At 57.1% G+C, this 15,564-nt stretch carries 22 protein-coding genes; 13 read left to right on the forward strand and 9 right to left on the reverse strand.

The genetic code is table 11. The annotated features are described in order from the left end of the window. Nucleotides 1-137: 137 nt before the first annotated feature. Entirely contained in the window at nucleotides 138-395 is a 258-nt protein-coding gene (rpmA, locus tag E7738_RS11650; RefSeq protein WP_006121751.1) for a 50S ribosomal protein L27, read from the reverse strand. Between the two features lie 15 nt (nucleotides 396-410). Beyond that, nucleotides 411-722 (reverse strand): 50S ribosomal protein L21, encoded by a 312-nt coding sequence (rplU, locus tag E7738_RS11655; protein ID WP_021507728.1) that lies wholly within the window; start codon nucleotides 720-722, stop codon nucleotides 411-413. A 254-nt stretch (nucleotides 723-976) separates the two neighbouring features. Here rplU and ispB point away from each other — a divergent pair, with 254 nt between their 5' ends. Both ispB and E7738_RS11665 read left to right on the forward strand, forming a co-directional pair. Beyond that, a complete protein-coding gene (gene ispB, locus E7738_RS11660; RefSeq protein ID WP_021507729.1) occupies nucleotides 977-1,948 on the forward strand; it encodes an octaprenyl diphosphate synthase in 972 nt (323 codons plus the stop codon). A gap of 238 nt (nucleotides 1,949-2,186) precedes the next feature. Beyond that, entirely contained in the window at nucleotides 2,187-2,480 is a 294-nt protein-coding gene (locus E7738_RS11665; RefSeq protein ID WP_021507730.1) for a helix-turn-helix domain-containing protein, read from the forward strand. 63 nt (nucleotides 2,481-2,543) lie between these two features. Here E7738_RS11665 and murA read toward each other — a convergent pair whose 3' ends face one another. From murA to mlaF, 7 genes are all read right to left on the reverse strand, one after another. Next, nucleotides 2,544-3,803: a UDP-N-acetylglucosamine 1-carboxyvinyltransferase gene (gene murA, locus E7738_RS11670; RefSeq protein ID WP_021507731.1), complete on the reverse strand. Its 1,260-nt coding sequence runs from the start codon at nucleotides 3,801-3,803 to the stop codon at nucleotides 2,544-2,546. A gap of 46 nt (nucleotides 3,804-3,849) precedes the next feature. Next, nucleotides 3,850-4,107: a BolA family iron metabolism protein IbaG gene (gene ibaG, locus E7738_RS11675; protein WP_007886637.1), complete on the reverse strand. Its 258-nt coding sequence runs from the start codon at nucleotides 4,105-4,107 to the stop codon at nucleotides 3,850-3,852. 114 nt (nucleotides 4,108-4,221) lie between these two features. Continuing rightward, nucleotides 4,222-4,527, reverse strand: coding sequence for a lipid asymmetry maintenance protein MlaB (mlaB, locus tag E7738_RS11680; protein ID WP_021507732.1), 306 nt, complete (start codon nucleotides 4,525-4,527; stop codon nucleotides 4,222-4,224). Beyond that, nucleotides 4,527-5,165, reverse strand: a complete 639-nt coding sequence (gene mlaC, locus E7738_RS11685) for a phospholipid-binding protein MlaC (RefSeq protein WP_021507733.1) — start codon at nucleotides 5,163-5,165, stop codon at nucleotides 4,527-4,529. The genes mlaB and mlaC overlap by 1 nt, the downstream gene beginning before the upstream one ends. Before the next feature lie 19 nt (nucleotides 5,166-5,184). Continuing rightward, nucleotides 5,185-5,727: an outer membrane lipid asymmetry maintenance protein MlaD gene (gene mlaD, locus E7738_RS11690; RefSeq protein WP_021507734.1), complete on the reverse strand. Its 543-nt coding sequence runs from the start codon at nucleotides 5,725-5,727 to the stop codon at nucleotides 5,185-5,187. 4 nt (nucleotides 5,728-5,731) lie between these two features. Further along, complete coding sequence (gene mlaE, locus E7738_RS11695; RefSeq protein WP_104093950.1) at nucleotides 5,732-6,514, reverse strand: lipid asymmetry maintenance ABC transporter permease subunit MlaE; 783 nt, start codon at nucleotides 6,512-6,514, stop codon at nucleotides 5,732-5,734. Between the two features lie 4 nt (nucleotides 6,515-6,518). Beyond that, entirely contained in the window at nucleotides 6,519-7,334 is an 816-nt protein-coding gene (gene mlaF / locus E7738_RS11700) for a phospholipid ABC transporter ATP-binding protein MlaF (protein WP_021507736.1), read from the reverse strand. Between the two features lie 227 nt (nucleotides 7,335-7,561). On the opposite strand from mlaF, the gene E7738_RS11705 reads away from it, so the two are divergent. The 11 genes from E7738_RS11705 to npr all read left to right on the forward strand — a co-directional run bounded on the left by E7738_RS11705 (nucleotide 7,562) and on the right by npr (nucleotide 15,563). Next, nucleotides 7,562-8,545 carry a calcium/sodium antiporter gene (locus E7738_RS11705; protein ID WP_021507737.1) on the forward strand — a complete coding sequence of 328 codons (984 nt, stop codon included), beginning with the start codon at nucleotides 7,562-7,564 and terminating at the stop codon, nucleotides 8,543-8,545. A 12-nt stretch (nucleotides 8,546-8,557) separates the two neighbouring features. Next, the gene (kdsD, locus tag E7738_RS11710) at nucleotides 8,558-9,538 is read left to right on the forward strand and encodes an arabinose-5-phosphate isomerase KdsD (protein WP_021507738.1); all 981 of its coding nucleotides are present in this window, start codon (nucleotides 8,558-8,560) and stop codon (nucleotides 9,536-9,538) included. A gap of 13 nt (nucleotides 9,539-9,551) precedes the next feature. Continuing rightward, nucleotides 9,552-10,118 (forward strand): 3-deoxy-manno-octulosonate-8-phosphatase KdsC, encoded by a 567-nt coding sequence (kdsC, locus tag E7738_RS11715; protein ID WP_394515653.1) that lies wholly within the window; start codon nucleotides 9,552-9,554, stop codon nucleotides 10,116-10,118. Beyond that, complete coding sequence (gene lptC / locus E7738_RS11720) at nucleotides 10,115-10,687, forward strand: LPS export ABC transporter periplasmic protein LptC (RefSeq protein ID WP_021507740.1); 573 nt, start codon at nucleotides 10,115-10,117, stop codon at nucleotides 10,685-10,687. Before kdsC ends, lptC begins: the two co-directional genes overlap by 4 nt. Beyond that, complete coding sequence (lptA, locus tag E7738_RS11725) at nucleotides 10,662-11,216, forward strand: lipopolysaccharide ABC transporter substrate-binding protein LptA (RefSeq protein WP_031279739.1); 555 nt, start codon at nucleotides 10,662-10,664, stop codon at nucleotides 11,214-11,216. Before lptC ends, lptA begins: the two co-directional genes overlap by 26 nt. Nucleotides 11,217-11,221: 5 nt before the next feature. After that, nucleotides 11,222-11,947, forward strand: coding sequence for an LPS export ABC transporter ATP-binding protein (gene lptB, locus E7738_RS11730; protein ID WP_010618248.1), 726 nt, complete (start codon nucleotides 11,222-11,224; stop codon nucleotides 11,945-11,947). Between the two features lie 48 nt (nucleotides 11,948-11,995). Then, nucleotides 11,996-13,429, forward strand: a complete 1,434-nt coding sequence (rpoN, locus tag E7738_RS11735) for an RNA polymerase factor sigma-54 (protein ID WP_394515654.1) — start codon at nucleotides 11,996-11,998, stop codon at nucleotides 13,427-13,429. A gap of 21 nt (nucleotides 13,430-13,450) precedes the next feature. Next, the gene (gene hpf / locus E7738_RS11740; RefSeq protein WP_010618250.1) at nucleotides 13,451-13,738 is read left to right on the forward strand and encodes a ribosome hibernation promoting factor; all 288 of its coding nucleotides are present in this window, start codon (nucleotides 13,451-13,453) and stop codon (nucleotides 13,736-13,738) included. Between the two features lie 166 nt (nucleotides 13,739-13,904). Next, nucleotides 13,905-14,387, forward strand: coding sequence for a PTS IIA-like nitrogen regulatory protein PtsN (gene ptsN, locus E7738_RS11745; RefSeq protein ID WP_031279741.1), 483 nt, complete (start codon nucleotides 13,905-13,907; stop codon nucleotides 14,385-14,387). Nucleotides 14,388-14,439: 52 nt separating this feature from the next. Next, nucleotides 14,440-15,294 (forward strand): RNase adapter RapZ, encoded by an 855-nt coding sequence (gene rapZ, locus E7738_RS11750; RefSeq protein WP_021507744.1) that lies wholly within the window; start codon nucleotides 14,440-14,442, stop codon nucleotides 15,292-15,294. Continuing rightward, the gene (gene npr, locus E7738_RS11755; protein WP_058759594.1) at nucleotides 15,291-15,563 is read left to right on the forward strand and encodes a PTS phosphocarrier protein NPr; all 273 of its coding nucleotides are present in this window, start codon (nucleotides 15,291-15,293) and stop codon (nucleotides 15,561-15,563) included. The genes rapZ and npr overlap by 4 nt, the downstream gene beginning before the upstream one ends. Nucleotide 15,564: the final 1 nt, after the last annotated feature.

Raw genomic sequence — 15,564 nt, forward strand, 5'->3', positions numbered from 1 at the left:
TACATAAAGTGTACAGCAAACTGAGGCGCAAGGTCAGCGTGATTGCCGTAACCTGCGGCAGAATGTAAAAAGCCCCGCAAAGCTGCGGGGCCTTCCATTCGTGTGTTCAGACGTTAATCGTCTGCGGCACAACAACCTTACTCAGCAACGATGCTGATGTATTTACGGTTGTTAGGACCTTTAACTTCGAATTTAACTTTGCCGTCTGCGGTAGCAAACAGAGTGTGGTCACGACCACAACCTACGTTGTTACCGGCGTGGAATTTGGTACCACGCTGACGAACGATGATGCTACCTGCCAGAACAGATTCACCACCGAAACGCTTAACACCCAGACGTTTTGCATTGGAGTCGCGACCGTTACGAGTCGAGCCACCAGCCTTTTTATGTGCCATTTGTCAGATCTCCTCTTACGCGCTGATCACAGTGATTTTCACATCAGTGAACCACTGACGGTGACCAGCTTGCTTACGGTAGTGTTTACGACGACGAAACTTAACGATTTTAATTTTCTCGCCACGACCGTGAGCAACAACTTCTGCCTTGATCACACCGCCTGAAACCAGTGGCGCGCCGATTTTCACGTCTTCGCCATTTGCAATCATCAGAACCTGGTCGAACTCGATGGTTTCACCGGTTGCGATGTCCAGCTTTTCCAGGCGAACGGTCTGACCTTCGCTTACTCGGTGTTGTTTACCACCACTTTGGAAAACCGCGTACATATAAAACTCCGCTTCTGCGCATGCCTTTCTGTTCATCAGGCGGCGCGATAAATATTCACAATAGGGCGCGAATTCTACGCAAAACTCCAGCAGAAGACAAGTGCACTTTGCACTCTCTTGCAGAAAAAAAGCGCAGGACGAATGCAAACGTTTCTCAACCCGATTTTTCAAGTACAATCAGTAACAGATTACCTGAACTCACGCTGGGTAAAAGCGCTTACCATGCAGAAAACGAGTCAAAGCTGAACAGACGAATGAACTTAGAACAGATTAACGAATTAACCGCGCAGGACATGGCGGCCGTCAACCAGACCATCCTCGACCAGCTGAATTCAGATGTCTCACTGATTAACCAGTTGGGCTATTACATCATCAGCGGGGGAGGCAAACGCATCCGTCCGATGATCGCGGTGCTGTCAGCACGCGCGCTGAATTATCAGGGATCGCTGCATGTGACCAATGCGGCGCTGATCGAATTTATCCACACGGCGACGCTGCTGCACGATGATGTGGTGGATGAATCCGATATGCGCCGTGGCAAAGCCACCGCTAATGCCGCGTTCGGCAATGCGGCGAGCGTGCTGGTCGGGGATTTTATCTATACCCGCGCCTTCCAGATGATGACCAGCATGGGATCGCTGAAGATCCTTGCACTGATGTCCGAAGCGGTGAACGTGATCGCCGAAGGGGAAGTGCTGCAGCTGATGAACTGCAACGATCCGGATATCACCGAAGAGAGCTACATGCGGGTGATCTACAGCAAAACCGCCCGCCTGTTTGAAGCCGCTTCGCAGGCTTCGGCGATCCTCGCGGAGGCCACGCCAGCGCAGGAGAAAGCGCTGCAGGATTATGGCCGCTATCTCGGTACGGCGTTTCAGCTGATCGACGATCTGCTGGATTACAGCGCCGACGGCGAGACGCTGGGCAAAAATACCGGTGACGATCTGAGCGAAGGTAAGCCGACGCTGCCGCTGCTGCACGCCATGCACAACGGCACGCCCGAGCAGGCGCAGATGATCCGCAAGGCGATCGAAGAGGGTAATGGCCGTCATCTGCTGGAGCCGGTGCTGGCGGCAATGCAGCAAACCGGTTCGCTGGAATGGACGCGCAAACGCGCCGAAGAAGAGGCGGATAAAGCCATCGCCGCGCTACAGGCACTGCCAGAAACGCCGTGGCGCAGCGCGCTGGAAGCGCTGGCGCATATGTCGGTGCAGCGCGATTTCTGACCTGCTACGGGGCCGTCCGGCCCCGTTTTTATTTCTCCCCCCTGCTCTGCCCGTCTGATTACATTTCCTTGCAGCATTTTTGCGAAAAACTGCGCAGTTTCGTGCACAGGCAAAACAATTACTGGAAACATATGGAAATTTTTTGCTATAAAAATCCGGATTTTTCCAGTTATCTCTGCGCAGGAGAGCCACAGCGCTGCAGAGATGGAGCACTAACACGGACACGGAGAAGAGAGTTATGCATGCAAGGAGAGAAGACTGGCATCCGGCAGATATCATTGCGGCCCTGCGCAAGCGCGGTACGTCACTAGCCGCCCTGTCACGTCAATCTGGCCTCAGTTCATCGACGCTGGCCAACGCGTTGTCACGTCCCTGGCCTAAAGGTGAATGGCTGATCGCCACGGCGCTGAAGGTCCATCCTTCCGAGATCTGGCCCAGCCGCTATTTTGATCCGGTCACACAGCGTCTGCTGGATCGTAAAAAACGCATTCGATCGCCCCAGGATCTGAAAAAGATCGTCTCACGCGGGTAAAGCAAAAAAAAACCAGCCACGCTGTCGTGACTGGTTTTCATGCCTGGCAATCAGGACAAAGGATTACTCGCCGCTGACGCGCTCAATGTTGGCGCCTAACGCTTTCAGCTTGTCTTCAATATGCTCGTAGCCACGATCGATGTGGTAGATACGATCCACCAACGTCGCACCTTCTGCAATGCAGCCTGCCAGTACCAGACTGGCTGACGCACGCAGATCGGTCGCCATCACCTGCGCGCCGGACAAGGTTTCAACACCGTGACAGATAGCGGTGTTACTTTCGATTTCGGCGTGCGCACCCATACGAATCAGCTCAGGGATGTGCATGAAGCGGTTTTCGAAGATGGTCTCGGTAATCACGCCGGTGCCTTCAGCCACCAGGTTGAGCAGCGTAAACTGCGCCTGCATGTCGGTCGGGAAACCCGGGTGCGGTGCGGTACGGATGTTAACCGCTTTCGGACGCTTGCCGTGCATATCCAGGCTCACCCAGTCTTCGCCGACTTCAATCTCCGCACCCGCGTCACGCAGTTTCGCCAGCACGGCGTCCAGCGTGTCTGGCTGCGCATTGCGGCACACCACTTTGCCGCGCGAGATAGCGCCGGCCACGAGGAAGGTGCCGGTTTCGATACGGTCCGGCAGCACGCGATAGACGCCGCCGCCGAGGCGCTCAACGCCCTCGATGGTGATTTTGTCGGTGCCGGCGCCGCTGATTTTCGCGCCCAGCGTGTTAAGGAAGTTTGCCGTGTCGACAATCTCCGGTTCACGCGCCGCGTTTTCAATGATGGTGGTGCCTGTCGCCAGCGTTGCGGCACTCATGATGGTCACGGTCGCGCCCACGCTGACCTTATCCATCACAATGTGCGCGCCCTTCAGGCGGCCATCCACAGAGGCTTTAACATAGCCCTCTTCCAGTTTGATCTCGGCACCCAGCTGCTCCAGGCCGGTAATGTGCAGATCGACCGGACGCGCACCAATCGCACAGCCGCCTGGCAGAGAAACCTGGCCCTGGCCAAAACGCGCCACCAGCGGCCCCAGCGCCCAGATGGAGGCGCGCATGGTTTTCACCAGATCGTACGGCGCACTGAAGACATTAACTTCGCGCGCATCAACGTGGACCGAACCATTGCGTTCCACGCGCGCACCGAGCAGGCTCAGCAACTTCATGGTGGTATCGATGTCACGCAGCTTCGGCACGTTCTGAATCTCTACCGGCTCTTCAGCCAGCAGCGCAGCAAACAGAATCGGCAGCGCAGCATTCTTCGCCCCGGAAATGGTCACTTCACCGCTTAAACGGGTGGGGCCTTGCACACGAAATTTGTCCATTAACACGGCTCTCAATTATCTATCAACAAAACAGCCAGAGTGACGCTTAGAAACCGTTGAGTTTACGGTCGCGCGCCCACTCGGCTGGGGTATAAGTCTTAATGGACACCGCATGAATACGGTTATCCGCAATATATTCCATCAGCGGTGCGTACACAGCCTGCTGTTTCTTTACGCGGCTCAGCTCGCCAAACATTTCGCCCACGGCAATGACCTGGAAATGGCTGCCATCGTTGCTGAGAACATGTACTTCTTCTAACGGCAGCGCCTGCATTAGCACGGCCTGAACTTCACTATTTTCCATCGCTCATTGCTTCACTTGATAATAATAAGGCGGATATCTTAGAGGAAAGCGCCTGACTCTTAAATACGCAAAAGCCCCTGAAAAAATCAGGGGCTTTGTCAGCAGCGCCGTTAATCAGGCGATTTGTTCCGCAGAAACAATAATCTGCTGCAGGTTGTACAGCTTGATTAACGAGTCGAGCTTATCGGTGATACCGCTGAAAAGCGGCGTCGTGCCCTGCGCCCGCGCGATTTCGCGCAGATGCACCAGCAGCGCCAGTCCGGCAGAATCAACCCGATCCAGCGCCGCCACGTCAATCGTGGTGATACCGGCCATGGCGCTGTCACGCGCCTGCCACAGCGCCAGCAGCGTATCGCGGTCCAGTTTGCCGCTCAGGGCCAGCGTGCTGGCAGTGCGCTGCCAGCGTAACGGTTCGCTCATTATTGCTGCTTGTCCAGGGTAATAGGCTGCGCGGCATAGGTTTTCAGCTGCGCAGTCAGGCCGTCGATGCCTTTGGTGCGCAGCAGATCGCTCCACTCATTCTGTTTGGTGGTGATCATGCTGATGCCTTCGGCAATCATGTCATAAGCCTGCCAGTTGCCGGTCTGGCTGTTCTTGCGCCACTGGAAATCAAGGCGCACCGGCGGACGACCGTTGGGATCGATGATGGTGACGCGAATCGCCACGATATTGGCATCGCCAATCGGCTGCTCAGGCTGAATCTGGTAAGTCTGGCCGTGATACAACGCCAGCGCCTGACCATAAGCCTGCGCCAGATAATCCCCGAACGCGGCAAAGTAGGCGTCGCGCTGCGCCGGCGTGGCTTCGCGGTAGTAACGGCCCAGTACCAGCGCCCCCGCGTATTTAATCTGCACGTACGGCAGCAGCTCCTGGCGCACAATTTCGCGCAGGTAATTCGGATCCTGCTTAATCTTCGGCTGTTCGTTCTTCAGGCGGGTAAAGGTTTTCTCCGCCGCTTCGTTCATCATCTTGTACGGATTGCTCTGGTTGGCGTCCGCTGCGTTTGCCGCCAGCGGCGCGATGGCCAGCAGGGCCACCATCAGGAAACGTTTTAACATCGTGTTGTACCTCTCTGGGTTATTCCGTTGTAGCAGGTGCTGCCGGGGCGCTCGCGCTGGCGGCGCCCGACGATTTCTCATTGTCCTTGTTGTCGCCGCTCTTGTAGAGGAACTGGCCGATCAGGTCTTCCAGCACCAGCGCCGATTTGGTATCCCGCAGCGTGCCGCCATCTTTCAGCATCGCCGAGCCAAGCTCTGGATCGTCAAAACCTAAGTTGAGCGCGAGGAACTGCTCACCCAGCAGACCCTGGGTGCGAATCGCCAGCGAGCTGGTGTCAGGAATTTTATTGGCATACTGTTCGCTGATGTCCATGGTGACGCGCGGCGACAGCGTTTTGTCATCCAGTGAAATGTCGGTGACGCGGCCAATCACCACGCCGCCAATTTTCACCGGCGAGCTGACTTTCAGGCCGCCGATATTATCGAAGGTGGCGTACAGCTTCCACGTTGGCTCAGTACCCAGCGATTTAAGATCGGCGACGCGCAGGCTGAGGAACAGCAGCGCCAGCAGCGCAGCCAGCATAAACACGCCAACCCAGATTTCGTTTTTTTTGCTTTGCATTGCATTAATTCCCAAACATCAGTGCCGTCAGCACAAAATCCAGTCCAAGCACCGCCAGCGAAGCATGGACTACGGTACGCGTCGTCGCGCGACTGATCCCTTCCGAAGTCGGGACAGCGTCATACCCATTGAACAGCGCGATCCAGGTCACCGTGATGGCAAACACCGCGCTCTTGATCAGGCAGTTGATCACATCGGTACGAAAATCCACCGCGTTCTGCATCGCCGACCAGAAAAAGCCCGGGTCGATGCCTTTCCAGGCCACCCCGACCAGCGCGCCACCGGCAATGCCCACCGCAGTAAAGATCAGCGCCAGCAGCGGCATACTGATAAAGCCGGCCCAGAAGCGCGGCGACACCACGCGGCGCAGCGGATCAACCGCCATCATCTCCATGCTGGAGAGCTGCTCAGTGGCTTTCATCAGGCCAATTTCCGCAGTGAGCGCCGAACCGGCGCGCCCGGCAAACAGCAGCGCGGTGACCACCGGCCCCAGTTCGCGCAGCAGCGACAGCGCCACCAGCATACCCAGGCTGGTTTCTGCGCTGTACGTGGTGAGTACCAGATAGCCCTGCAGCCCCAGCACCATGCCAATGAACAGGCCGGAGACCACAATGATCAGCAATGACAGCACGCCCACGCTGTACAGCTGCTTCACCAGCAGCGGCGCATGCTTACGAAACGCCGGTTTACCCACCAGCGCATGGAAGAGCATTAAGCCCGCCCGGCCAAAGGCCGCACAGGTGTTAATTCCCTGACGCCCAAATGACGCCAGTGCCTGTAACCACATCAGTTTAGCTTCTCCCTGTGCGGGTCAGATCGCTGAGGTAATCCCCGGCAGCGAAGCGGAACGGCACCGGACCATCCGCATGACCCTCAATAAACTGGCGCACGCGCGGATCGGGATTCTCCCTCAGCTGCGGCGCACTACCCTGAGCAATAATCTTTTGCCCGGCAACAATATAGGCATGGTCGGCAATGCTCAAGACCTCTGGCACGTCGTGTGAAACCACAATGCAGGTGACGCCCAGCGAATGGTTGAGCTCATCGATCAGCTTGACCAGCACGCCCATGGTAATGGGATCCTGGCCGACAAAGGGTTCGTCGAACATGATCAGCTCCGGCTCCAGCGCAATTGCTCGCGCCAGCGCCGCCCGGCGCGCCATGCCGCCGGAGAGTTCGGCCGGCATCAGCTGGGCTGCGCCGCGCAGTCCCACAGCTTCCAGCTTCATCATCACCGTGCTGTGCAGTAATTCCGCTGGCAGCCGGGTGTGTTCGCGCAGCGGCCAGGCAACGTTTTCATAAACGTTAAGGTCGGTGAACAGCGCACCGGACTGGAACAGCATGCTCATTTTTTTACGCACGTCATACAGCTTACGGCGCGACAGCGTCGGAATGTTCTGGTCACGAAACCAGATCTCACCTTTGTCCGGCTGCAACTGCCCGCCAATCAGGCGCAGCAGGGTGGTTTTACCGATGCCGGAAGGGCCCATAATCGCCGTGACTTTGCCCGCCGGAACGGTCAGCGAAATGTCATCGAAGATGGTGCGATTGCCGCGCGTAAAACTGACGCCACGAACCTCAACCAGATTCGTTTGCTGCTGGATCATCATTACCTCTTTAAACGGATCGGGCGTAATTAACGTGGTGGATGGTAGCCTGGTAAACCACAATGCACGATAGTTTTACAGAAACTTACCCGTCCGGTGTGGCGAAAACGGCCTTAAAATTTACTTTTGCCTCTCAGACAGTCAAAATCAGCGCCTGATTCCGCACGCGCACTGCTTTTACCTGTCGGACAAGGTTTGCCGGCACCGTTATCCATCAAGGATTTTTCATGTTCGTAGCCACTGCCCTGCTGTTTATCGGATTGATTTTACTGGCTTACGGAGCTGACCGCCTGGTGTTCAGCGCCGCGATCCTGTGTCGATCCCTTGGCATTCCCCCGTTGATCATTGGCATGACGGTGGTGAGCATTGGCACTTCACTGCCGGAACTGATCGTCTCGTTCTCTGCCGCGCAGCATGGTCAGATGGATTTAGCCGTGGGTACCGCGCTGGGCTCGAACATCACCAATATTCTGCTGATTCTGGGGGGCGCTGCGCTGCTGCACCCTTTAACCGTACACTCCAATCTGATTCGCCGCGAACTCCCTCTGCTGCTGCTGGTCTCACTGCTCAGCGGCATCATGCTGTTTGATAACCAGCTCAGCCGGCTGGATGGCGTGGCACTGCTGCTGCTGGCGCTGGGTTATCTGCTGGTGGCGATCCGCATCGCCCGGCGGGCCGAGCGCGATAATAATGACACCCTGACGCGTGAACAACTGGCGGAGCTGCCGCGCGACGAAAGCGGCAATACGGTGGCGTTTCTCTGGCTGGCGGTGGCGCTGATTATTCTGCCGATGTCGACGCGCATGGTGATCGACAACGCCACGGTGTTTGCGGATTACTTCGGCGTTAGCGAACTGGTGATGGGACTGACGCTGATTGCTGTCGGGACCAGCCTGCCGGAACTGGCCACGGTGCTGGCCGGCGCGCTGAAAGGCGAAGACGATATCGCCATCGGCAACCTGATTGGCGCCAATATCTTCAATCTGGCAATTGTACTGGGCCTGCCGGCGCTGGTGCATCCCGGCGCGATCGATGCACACGCCTTTGCACGGGATTACTGGATTATGCTGGGCGTCAGCGTGCTGTTCGCCCTGCTGTGCCTGCTGCGCAAGCGCCGCATCGGCCGCATAGCGGGCACGCTGCTGTTAGGTGGATTTATCGTGTGGGTGCTGTGGCTGTGGCTCAGCCCCACGCTTATCGCAAGCTATTAAGGATGACTGACCATGTCACATCAGCAACCGGATTTCGACTTCCAGCAGGCAGGTAAAGCGGTACTGCGCATTGAACGCGAAGGGCTGGAACAGCTCGACCAGTATATTAACGCCGACTTCAGCCGCGCCTGCGAAATGATCTTTGCCTGCCGTGGCAAAGTGGTGGTGATGGGCATGGGCAAATCCGGCCATATCGGCAAGAAGATGGCCGCCACCTTCGCCAGCACCGGCACGCCGGCGTTCTTCGTCCACCCGGGTGAAGCCAGCCACGGCGATCTCGGCATGGTCAGCACCAACGATGTGGTGATCGCCATCTCGAACAGCGGCGAGTCCGGCGAAATCCTCGCGCTGATCCCGGTGCTCAAACGGCAGAAAGTGCAGCTGATTTGCCTGACCAGCCGTCCGGAGAGCGCCATGGGCCGGGCTGCCGATGTGCATTTATGCGTGAAAGTGCCGCAGGAAGCCTGTCCGCTCGGGCTGGCACCGACCTCCAGCACCACCGCCACGCTGGTGATGGGCGATGCGCTGGCGGTGGCGCTGCTGGAGGCGCGCGGCTTCACGCAGGAAGATTTCGCGCTGTCGCACCCGGGCGGCGCGCTGGGGCGCAAACTGCTGCTGCACGTCAGCGACATTATGCACAGCGGCGATGAAATTCCCCACGTCACCCGTGACGCCTCGCTGCGCGACGCGCTGCTGGAAATTACGCGCAAAAACCTCGGCCTGACGGTGATTGTCGACGACCTGATGAAAATCGAAGGGATTTTCACGGACGGTGACCTGCGCCGCATCTTCGATATGGGCATCGATTTCCAGTCGGCGCGTATCCAGGATGTCATGACGCGCGGCGGGATTCGCGTGCGCCCCAACCTGCTGGCGGTGGACGCGCTTAATCTGATGCAAAACAAAAACATCACTGCGCTGCTGGTGGCCGATGACGATCGCCTACTCGGTGTGGTACATATGCATGACATGCTGCGCGCTGGCGTGGTCTGAACGGGAAACAACAATGAGTGCTGAAACCACGATGGTCGACACCTGCTACGGTCCGGTGAGCGCCGACGTGATGGCGCGGGCGGCCAACATCCGCCTGCTGATTTGCGATGTCGACGGCGTGATGTCCGACGGCCTGATTTACATGGGCAACAGCGGTGAAGAGCTAAAGGCCTTTAACGTGCGCGACGGTTACGGCGTGCGCTGCCTGCTGACCTCGGACATCGAAGTGGCTATTATTACCGGCCGTCGCGCTAAACTGCTGGAAGATCGCTGTAAAACGCTCGGCATTACGCATCTTTACCAGGGACAGTCGGATAAGCTTTTGGCCTGGCGCGAACTCCTGGATAAACTGTCACTATCGGCAGACCAGGTCGCGTATATTGGTGACGACCTGATCGACTGGCCGGTAATGGCACAGGCGGGTCTGAGCGTGGCCGTCGCCGATGCGCATCCGGTGTTACAGCCGCGCGCGCATTACGTGACGCGCATTGCTGGCGGTCGCGGTGCAGTACGTGAGCTATGCGACCTGATTTTGCTGGCGCAGAACAAATTTGAGGATGCCAAAGGGCAATCAGTATGAGTAAAAGCAGGCGTTGGATAACGCTGATTCTGGCGCTGATCGCCCTGGTGCTGATCGGCTGGAATCTTACCAACCAGGACGACAGCGCCACGCCGGTGGCGACCAACGATCAGGCGCCGACCTACACCAGCGCTAACTCCAGCACCGTGGTGTATAACCCGACGGGTGCGCTGGCCTATAAGCTGGTCTCGGATAAAGTGACCTACTTTTCGGCCGAAGAAGTGAGCTGGTTCGATAATCCGGTGATGACCACTTACGACGAAAACAAAGTGCCCACGTGGTCGGTTCGTGCTGACAAGGCAAAGCTGACGAAAGATCGTATGCTGTATCTTTATGGCCACGTTGAAGTACACACATTGACGCAGGATTCCCAGCTTGAGCGCATCATCACGGATAATGCTCAGGTTAATCTGGTCAGCCAGGATGTGACGTCTGACGATCAGGTCACCCTATTTGGCCGCAGTTTTAACTCCACTGGCATGAAGATGCGCGGCAACCTACGGACAAAGAATGCCGAGCTGCTTGAAAAGGTCAAAACCTCCTATGAAATTCAAAATGAACAAAAATAGCCTTAAGTTGCTGCTGGTGAGTGCGCTGCTGGCAACCAGCCTGCCGGCGCTGGCGTTAACGGGCGATTCGGACAAGCCGGTTAACATCGACTCGGTGAACCAGGCGCTCGATTTGCAGGGTAACGTCGCCACCTTTACCGGCAACGTGATCGTGACCCAGGGCACCATCAAAATTACCGCCGATAAAGTGGTGGTAACGCGTCCCGGCGGCGACAGCAACAAAACCATCGTCGATGCCTACGGCAATCCGGCCACCTTTTATCAGATGCAGGACAACGGCAAACCGGTGCAGGGTCACGCCGCCAAACTGCACTATGAGCTGGCCAACGATTTCGTCGAGCTGACCGGCAACGCCTTTATTGAGCAGCAGGACAGCAACATCAAAGGCGATCGCATCACCTATCTGGTGAAAGAGCAGAAAATGCAGGCCTACAGTCAGGGCCAGAGCAAGCGCGTCACCACCGTGCTGGTGCCGTCGCAGCTGCAGGATAAAAACGGTTCGTCTGCGAGCCCCAAAAAGAGTAACTGATCGCTATGGCCACATTAGTCGCTGAAAACCTGGCGAAAGCCTACAAAGGCCGTCGCGTAGTAGAAGATGTCAGCCTGCAGGTGAAATCCGGCGAGATTGTCGGCCTGCTGGGCCCCAACGGGGCCGGTAAAACCACCACCTTCTACATGGTGGTCGGCATCGTGCCGCGTGATGCCGGCCGCATCATCATTGATGAAGAAGATATCAGTATTCTGCCGCTGCATGCGCGCGCGCGCCGCGGCATCGGTTATCTGCCGCAGGAAGCGTCGATCTTTCGCCGTCTGAGCGTCTACGACAACCTGATGGCGGTACTGCAGGTGCGTGACGATCTGACGGAAGAGCAGCGTCAGGACCGCGCCAATGAGCTGATGGACGAGTTCCACATCGGCCATCTGCGCGACAGCATGGGCCAGGCGCTGTCGGGCGGTGAACGTCGCCGCGTCGAGATTGCCCGTGCGCTGGCCGCCAATCCAAAGTTTATCCTGCTGGATGAACCTTTTGCCGGCGTTGACCCCATCTCCGTTATCGATATCAAAAAGATCATCGAACACCTGCGTGACAGCGGCCTCGGCGTGCTGATCACCGACCACAACGTGCGTGAAACGCTCGCGGTGTGTGAGCGCGCATATATCGTCAGCCAGGGCCATCTGATTGCCCACGGCACGCCAGATGAAATTCTTGCAGATGAGCAGGTTAAGCGGGTTTATTTGGGCGAAGAGTTCAGACTCTGATAAGGTGTCGGCATACCCGACATTTGCTTAGGAAATTCTAGCCGGATTATGAAGCAAGGTTTGCAACTCAGGCTCAGCCAACAGCTGGCGATGACCCCCCAGTTGCAGCAGGCAATCCGCTTGCTGCAACTCTCTACGCTTGAACTCCAGCAGGAACTGCAACTGGCGCTGGAAAGCAATCCGCTGCTTGAACAAACCGATCTGCACGATGAAGTCGACGCCCGCGAGTTTCAGGAGAACGAGGCGTTAGATACCCGTGAGGCACTCGAACAGAAAGAGATGCCGGAAGAGCTGCCGCTCGATGCCACCTGGGACGAGATCTACACGGCCGGTACGCCCTCCGGCACCGGCACCGATTACCAGGACGACGAGCTGCCGGTGTATCAGGGTGAAACCACGCAGTCGCTGCAGGACTATCTGATGTGGCAGGTGGAACTGACGCCGTTCACCGACACCGACCGCGCCATCGCCACCTCCATCGTCGATGCCATCGACGATACCGGTTATCTCACTGTCAGCTTACAGGACATTTGTGACAGTATTGGTGACGAAGAGCTGACGCTGGAAGAGGTGGAAGCGGTGCTGAAGCGCGTACAGCGTTTCGATCCGGTGGGCGTCGGCGCACGCGATCTGCGTGACTGCCTGCTGGTGCAGCTGTCGCAGTATCCGGCCGATATGCCGATGCTGAACGAAGCACGGCTGATCGTCAGCGAGCACCTCGACCTGCTGGCTAACCACGATTTCCGCAGCCTGATGCGCGTGACGCGGCTGAAAGAAGAGGTGCTGAAGGAAGCGATGCTGCTGATTCAGTCGCTCGATCCGCGCCCCGGGCAGTCCATCAATACCAGCGAGCCCGAGTATGTGATTCCCGATGTGCTGGTGCGCAAGACTGGCACGCGCTGGACGGTGGAGCTGAACGCTGACAGCCTGCCGCGCCTGAAGATTAATCAGCATTACGCCGCGATGGGCGGTTCTGCGCGTAATGACAGTGACAGTCAGTTTATTCGCAGCAACTTACAGGAAGCCCGCTGGCTGATTAAGAGCCTGGAGAGCCGCAACGACACGCTGCTGAAAGTGACGCGCTGTATTGTCGAACAGCAGCAGGCGTTTTTTGAACAGGGTGAAGAGTATATGCGTCCGATGGTGCTGGCGGATATCGCCCAGGCCGTGGATATGCATGAATCCACCATTTCCCGCGTCACCACGCAAAAGTATTTGCACAGCCCGCGTGGCATTTTTGAACTGAAGTATTTTTTCTCCAGTCACGTCAGCACCGAAGGCGGTGGCGAAGCCTCGTCGACGGCGATCCGTGCACTGGTGAAAAAATTAATCTCCGCGGAAAATCCCGCAAAACCCTTGAGCGACAGCAAACTGACCTCCATGTTATCTGAACAGGGCATCATGGTGGCGCGACGTACGGTTGCTAAGTATCGCGAGTCTTTATCTATACCGCCATCAAACCAGCGCAAGCAGCTGGTTTGACCGAAACAAGAAGGAAGACCTATGCAGCTAAACCTTACCGGACTGAATGTTGAGATAACCGACCCACTGCGCGAATTTGTAAATAACAAATTTGCCAAACTGGAACACTATTTTGATCGTATCAATCAGGTTTATATTGTTCTGAAAGTGGAGAAGGTGACGCAGATTGCGGAAGCAACCCTGCACGTCAACGGCGGGGAGCTGCACGCCACATCGGAAGCGGAAGACATGTACGCGGCCATCGACGGGTTAATTGACAAGCTGGCCCGTCAGCTGACCAAACACAAAGACAAACTGAAAAAACACTAACCTTCACGCTTGCAGAGTGCTGACGGGTTCAGCACTCAGAGGAGAAATGGGGCGGGTCACCGCCCCGTTTTGTCATCTGCGCAAGCGCCTGCAGTCACCTGCCCTGCCCGTTCGCGGTGTCCCGGTACGTGCCTTACGGCTATGTGAACACGCAAGTGAAACGATGATGAACAACGATCTGACACTGGAATTGAGCGCGGTCCTTTCGCTGGACTGCACCCGCAGCGGCGTACACTGCCAGAGTAAAAAGCGCGCGCTGGAAATTATCAGCGAGCTGGCCGCTAAGCAGCTCAATCTGCCGCACCAGACGCTTTTTGAAGCCATCCTGACCCGTGAACGCATGGGCAGTACCGGCATTGGCAACGGCATCGCCATCCCGCACGGCAAGCTGGAGGAGGATACGCTGCGCGCCGTTGGCGTGTTTATCAGCCTCGACCAGCCTATCGCCTTTGACGCCGTCGACAACCAGCCGGTTGACCTGCTGTTTGCCCTGCTGGTGCCCGCAGACCAGTGCAAAACCCATCTGCACACCCTGTCGCTGGTGGCGAAACGCCTGGCGGATAAAACCGTCTGCCGCCGTTTGCGCGCGGCACAGAGCGATGAAGAGCTCTACGCCATCATTACAGAAGCTCAGGAAGATCACGCTTAAGCGACAGACACTTTTACCGGCCTGCGTGCCGGTTTAACACGGGAGAAATGTGATGGTGCTGATGATCGTTAGCGGTCGGTCAGGCTCAGGAAAATCAGTCGCGCTGCGCGCCCTTGAGGATATGGGCTTCTACTGTGTCGATAACCTGCCGGTGGTGCTGCTGCCGGAGCTGGCGAACACCTTAACCGAGCGCAATATCTCAGCGGCGGTTAGCATTGACGTGCGCAACATGCCGGAATCACCGGAGGTGTTTGAGCAGGCACTGAACAATCTGCCGGAAGCGTTCTCGCCACAGCTGCTGTTTCTGGACGCCGATCGCAATACGCTGATCCGCCGCTACAGCGACACGCGCCGCCTGCATCCGCTCTCCAGCAAAAATCTGTCGCTGGAAAGCGCCATTGATGAGGAGAACGATCTGCTGGAGCCGCTGCGCTCGCGTGCGGATCTGATCATCGATACCTCAGAGATGTCGGTGCATGAGCTGGCAGAAATGCTGCGCACGCGCCTGCTGGGCAAGCGTGAGCGTGAACTCACCATGGTGTTTGAATCCTTCGGCTTCAAGCACGGCATCCCGATCGACGCCGATTACGTATTTGACGTGCGTTTCCTGCCCAACCCGCACTGGGATCCGAAGCTGCGTCCGATGACCGGGCTCGATCGTCCGGTGGCGGCCTTCCTCGATCGTCACACCGAAGTGCACAACTTTATCTACCAGACACGCAGCTATCTCGAGCTGTGGCTGCCGATGCTGGAAACCAATAACCGCAGCTATCTGACGGTGGCGATTGGCTGTACCGGCGGTAAGCACCGTTCGGTCTACATTGCCGAACAGCTGGCAGACTATTTCCGTTCGCGCGGTAAAAATGTGCAGTCCCGTCATCGCACCCTGGAAAAACGCAAATCATGACCGTGAAGCAAACCGTTGAGATTCGAAATAAGCTGGGTATGCATGCGCGCCCGGCGATGAAGCTGTTTGAGCTGGTGCAGAGTTTTGATGCGGAAGTGCTGCTGCGTAACGAGGCCGGCACCGAAGCCGAAGCCAGCAGCGTGATTGCGCTACTGATGCTCGACTCCGCTAAAGGCGGTCATATCGAAATCGAGGCCAGCGGCCCGCAGGAAACCCAGGCGCTGGCCGCGGTGATTGAGCTGTTTGAAGCCGGTTTTGACGAAGACTAAC

The organism is Pantoea sp. SGAir0430 (genome assembly GCF_043549295.1).

Excerpts from the sequence above, each read along its gene's own strand:
- rpmA (WP_006121751.1), bottom strand. The coding sequence starts at position 395 with ATGGCACATAAAAAGGCTGGTGGCTCGACTCGTAACGGTCGCGACTCC.
- rplU (WP_021507728.1), bottom strand. The coding sequence starts at position 722 with ATGTACGCGGTTTTCCAAAGTGGTGGTAAACAACACCGAGTAAGCGAA.
- ispB (WP_021507729.1), top strand. The coding sequence starts at position 977 with ATGAACTTAGAACAGATTAACGAATTAACCGCGCAGGACATGGCGGCC.
- E7738_RS11665 (WP_021507730.1), top strand. The coding sequence starts at position 2,187 with ATGCATGCAAGGAGAGAAGACTGGCATCCGGCAGATATCATTGCGGCC.
- murA (WP_021507731.1), bottom strand. The coding sequence starts at position 3,803 with ATGGACAAATTTCGTGTGCAAGGCCCCACCCGTTTAAGCGGTGAAGTG.
- ibaG (WP_007886637.1), bottom strand. The coding sequence starts at position 4,107 with ATGGAAAATAGTGAAGTTCAGGCCGTGCTAATGCAGGCGCTGCCGTTA.
- mlaB (WP_021507732.1), bottom strand. The coding sequence starts at position 4,527 with ATGAGCGAACCGTTACGCTGGCAGCGCACTGCCAGCACGCTGGCCCTG.
- mlaC (WP_021507733.1), bottom strand. The coding sequence starts at position 5,165 with ATGTTAAAACGTTTCCTGATGGTGGCCCTGCTGGCCATCGCGCCGCTG.
- mlaD (WP_021507734.1), bottom strand. The coding sequence starts at position 5,727 with ATGCAAAGCAAAAAAAACGAAATCTGGGTTGGCGTGTTTATGCTGGCT.
- mlaE (WP_104093950.1), bottom strand. The coding sequence starts at position 6,514 with ATGTGGTTACAGGCACTGGCGTCATTTGGGCGTCAGGGAATTAACACC.
- mlaF (WP_021507736.1), bottom strand. The coding sequence starts at position 7,334 with ATGATCCAGCAGCAAACGAATCTGGTTGAGGTTCGTGGCGTCAGTTTT.
- E7738_RS11705 (WP_021507737.1), top strand. The coding sequence starts at position 7,562 with ATGTTCGTAGCCACTGCCCTGCTGTTTATCGGATTGATTTTACTGGCT.
- kdsD (WP_021507738.1), top strand. The coding sequence starts at position 8,558 with ATGTCACATCAGCAACCGGATTTCGACTTCCAGCAGGCAGGTAAAGCG.
- kdsC (WP_394515653.1), top strand. The coding sequence starts at position 9,552 with ATGAGTGCTGAAACCACGATGGTCGACACCTGCTACGGTCCGGTGAGC.
- lptC (WP_021507740.1), top strand. The coding sequence starts at position 10,115 with ATGAGTAAAAGCAGGCGTTGGATAACGCTGATTCTGGCGCTGATCGCC.
- lptA (WP_031279739.1), top strand. The coding sequence starts at position 10,662 with ATGAAATTCAAAATGAACAAAAATAGCCTTAAGTTGCTGCTGGTGAGT.
- lptB (WP_010618248.1), top strand. The coding sequence starts at position 11,222 with ATGGCCACATTAGTCGCTGAAAACCTGGCGAAAGCCTACAAAGGCCGT.
- rpoN (WP_394515654.1), top strand. The coding sequence starts at position 11,996 with ATGAAGCAAGGTTTGCAACTCAGGCTCAGCCAACAGCTGGCGATGACC.
- hpf (WP_010618250.1), top strand. The coding sequence starts at position 13,451 with ATGCAGCTAAACCTTACCGGACTGAATGTTGAGATAACCGACCCACTG.
- ptsN (WP_031279741.1), top strand. The coding sequence starts at position 13,905 with ATGAACAACGATCTGACACTGGAATTGAGCGCGGTCCTTTCGCTGGAC.
- rapZ (WP_021507744.1), top strand. The coding sequence starts at position 14,440 with ATGGTGCTGATGATCGTTAGCGGTCGGTCAGGCTCAGGAAAATCAGTC.
- npr (WP_058759594.1), top strand. The coding sequence starts at position 15,291 with ATGACCGTGAAGCAAACCGTTGAGATTCGAAATAAGCTGGGTATGCAT.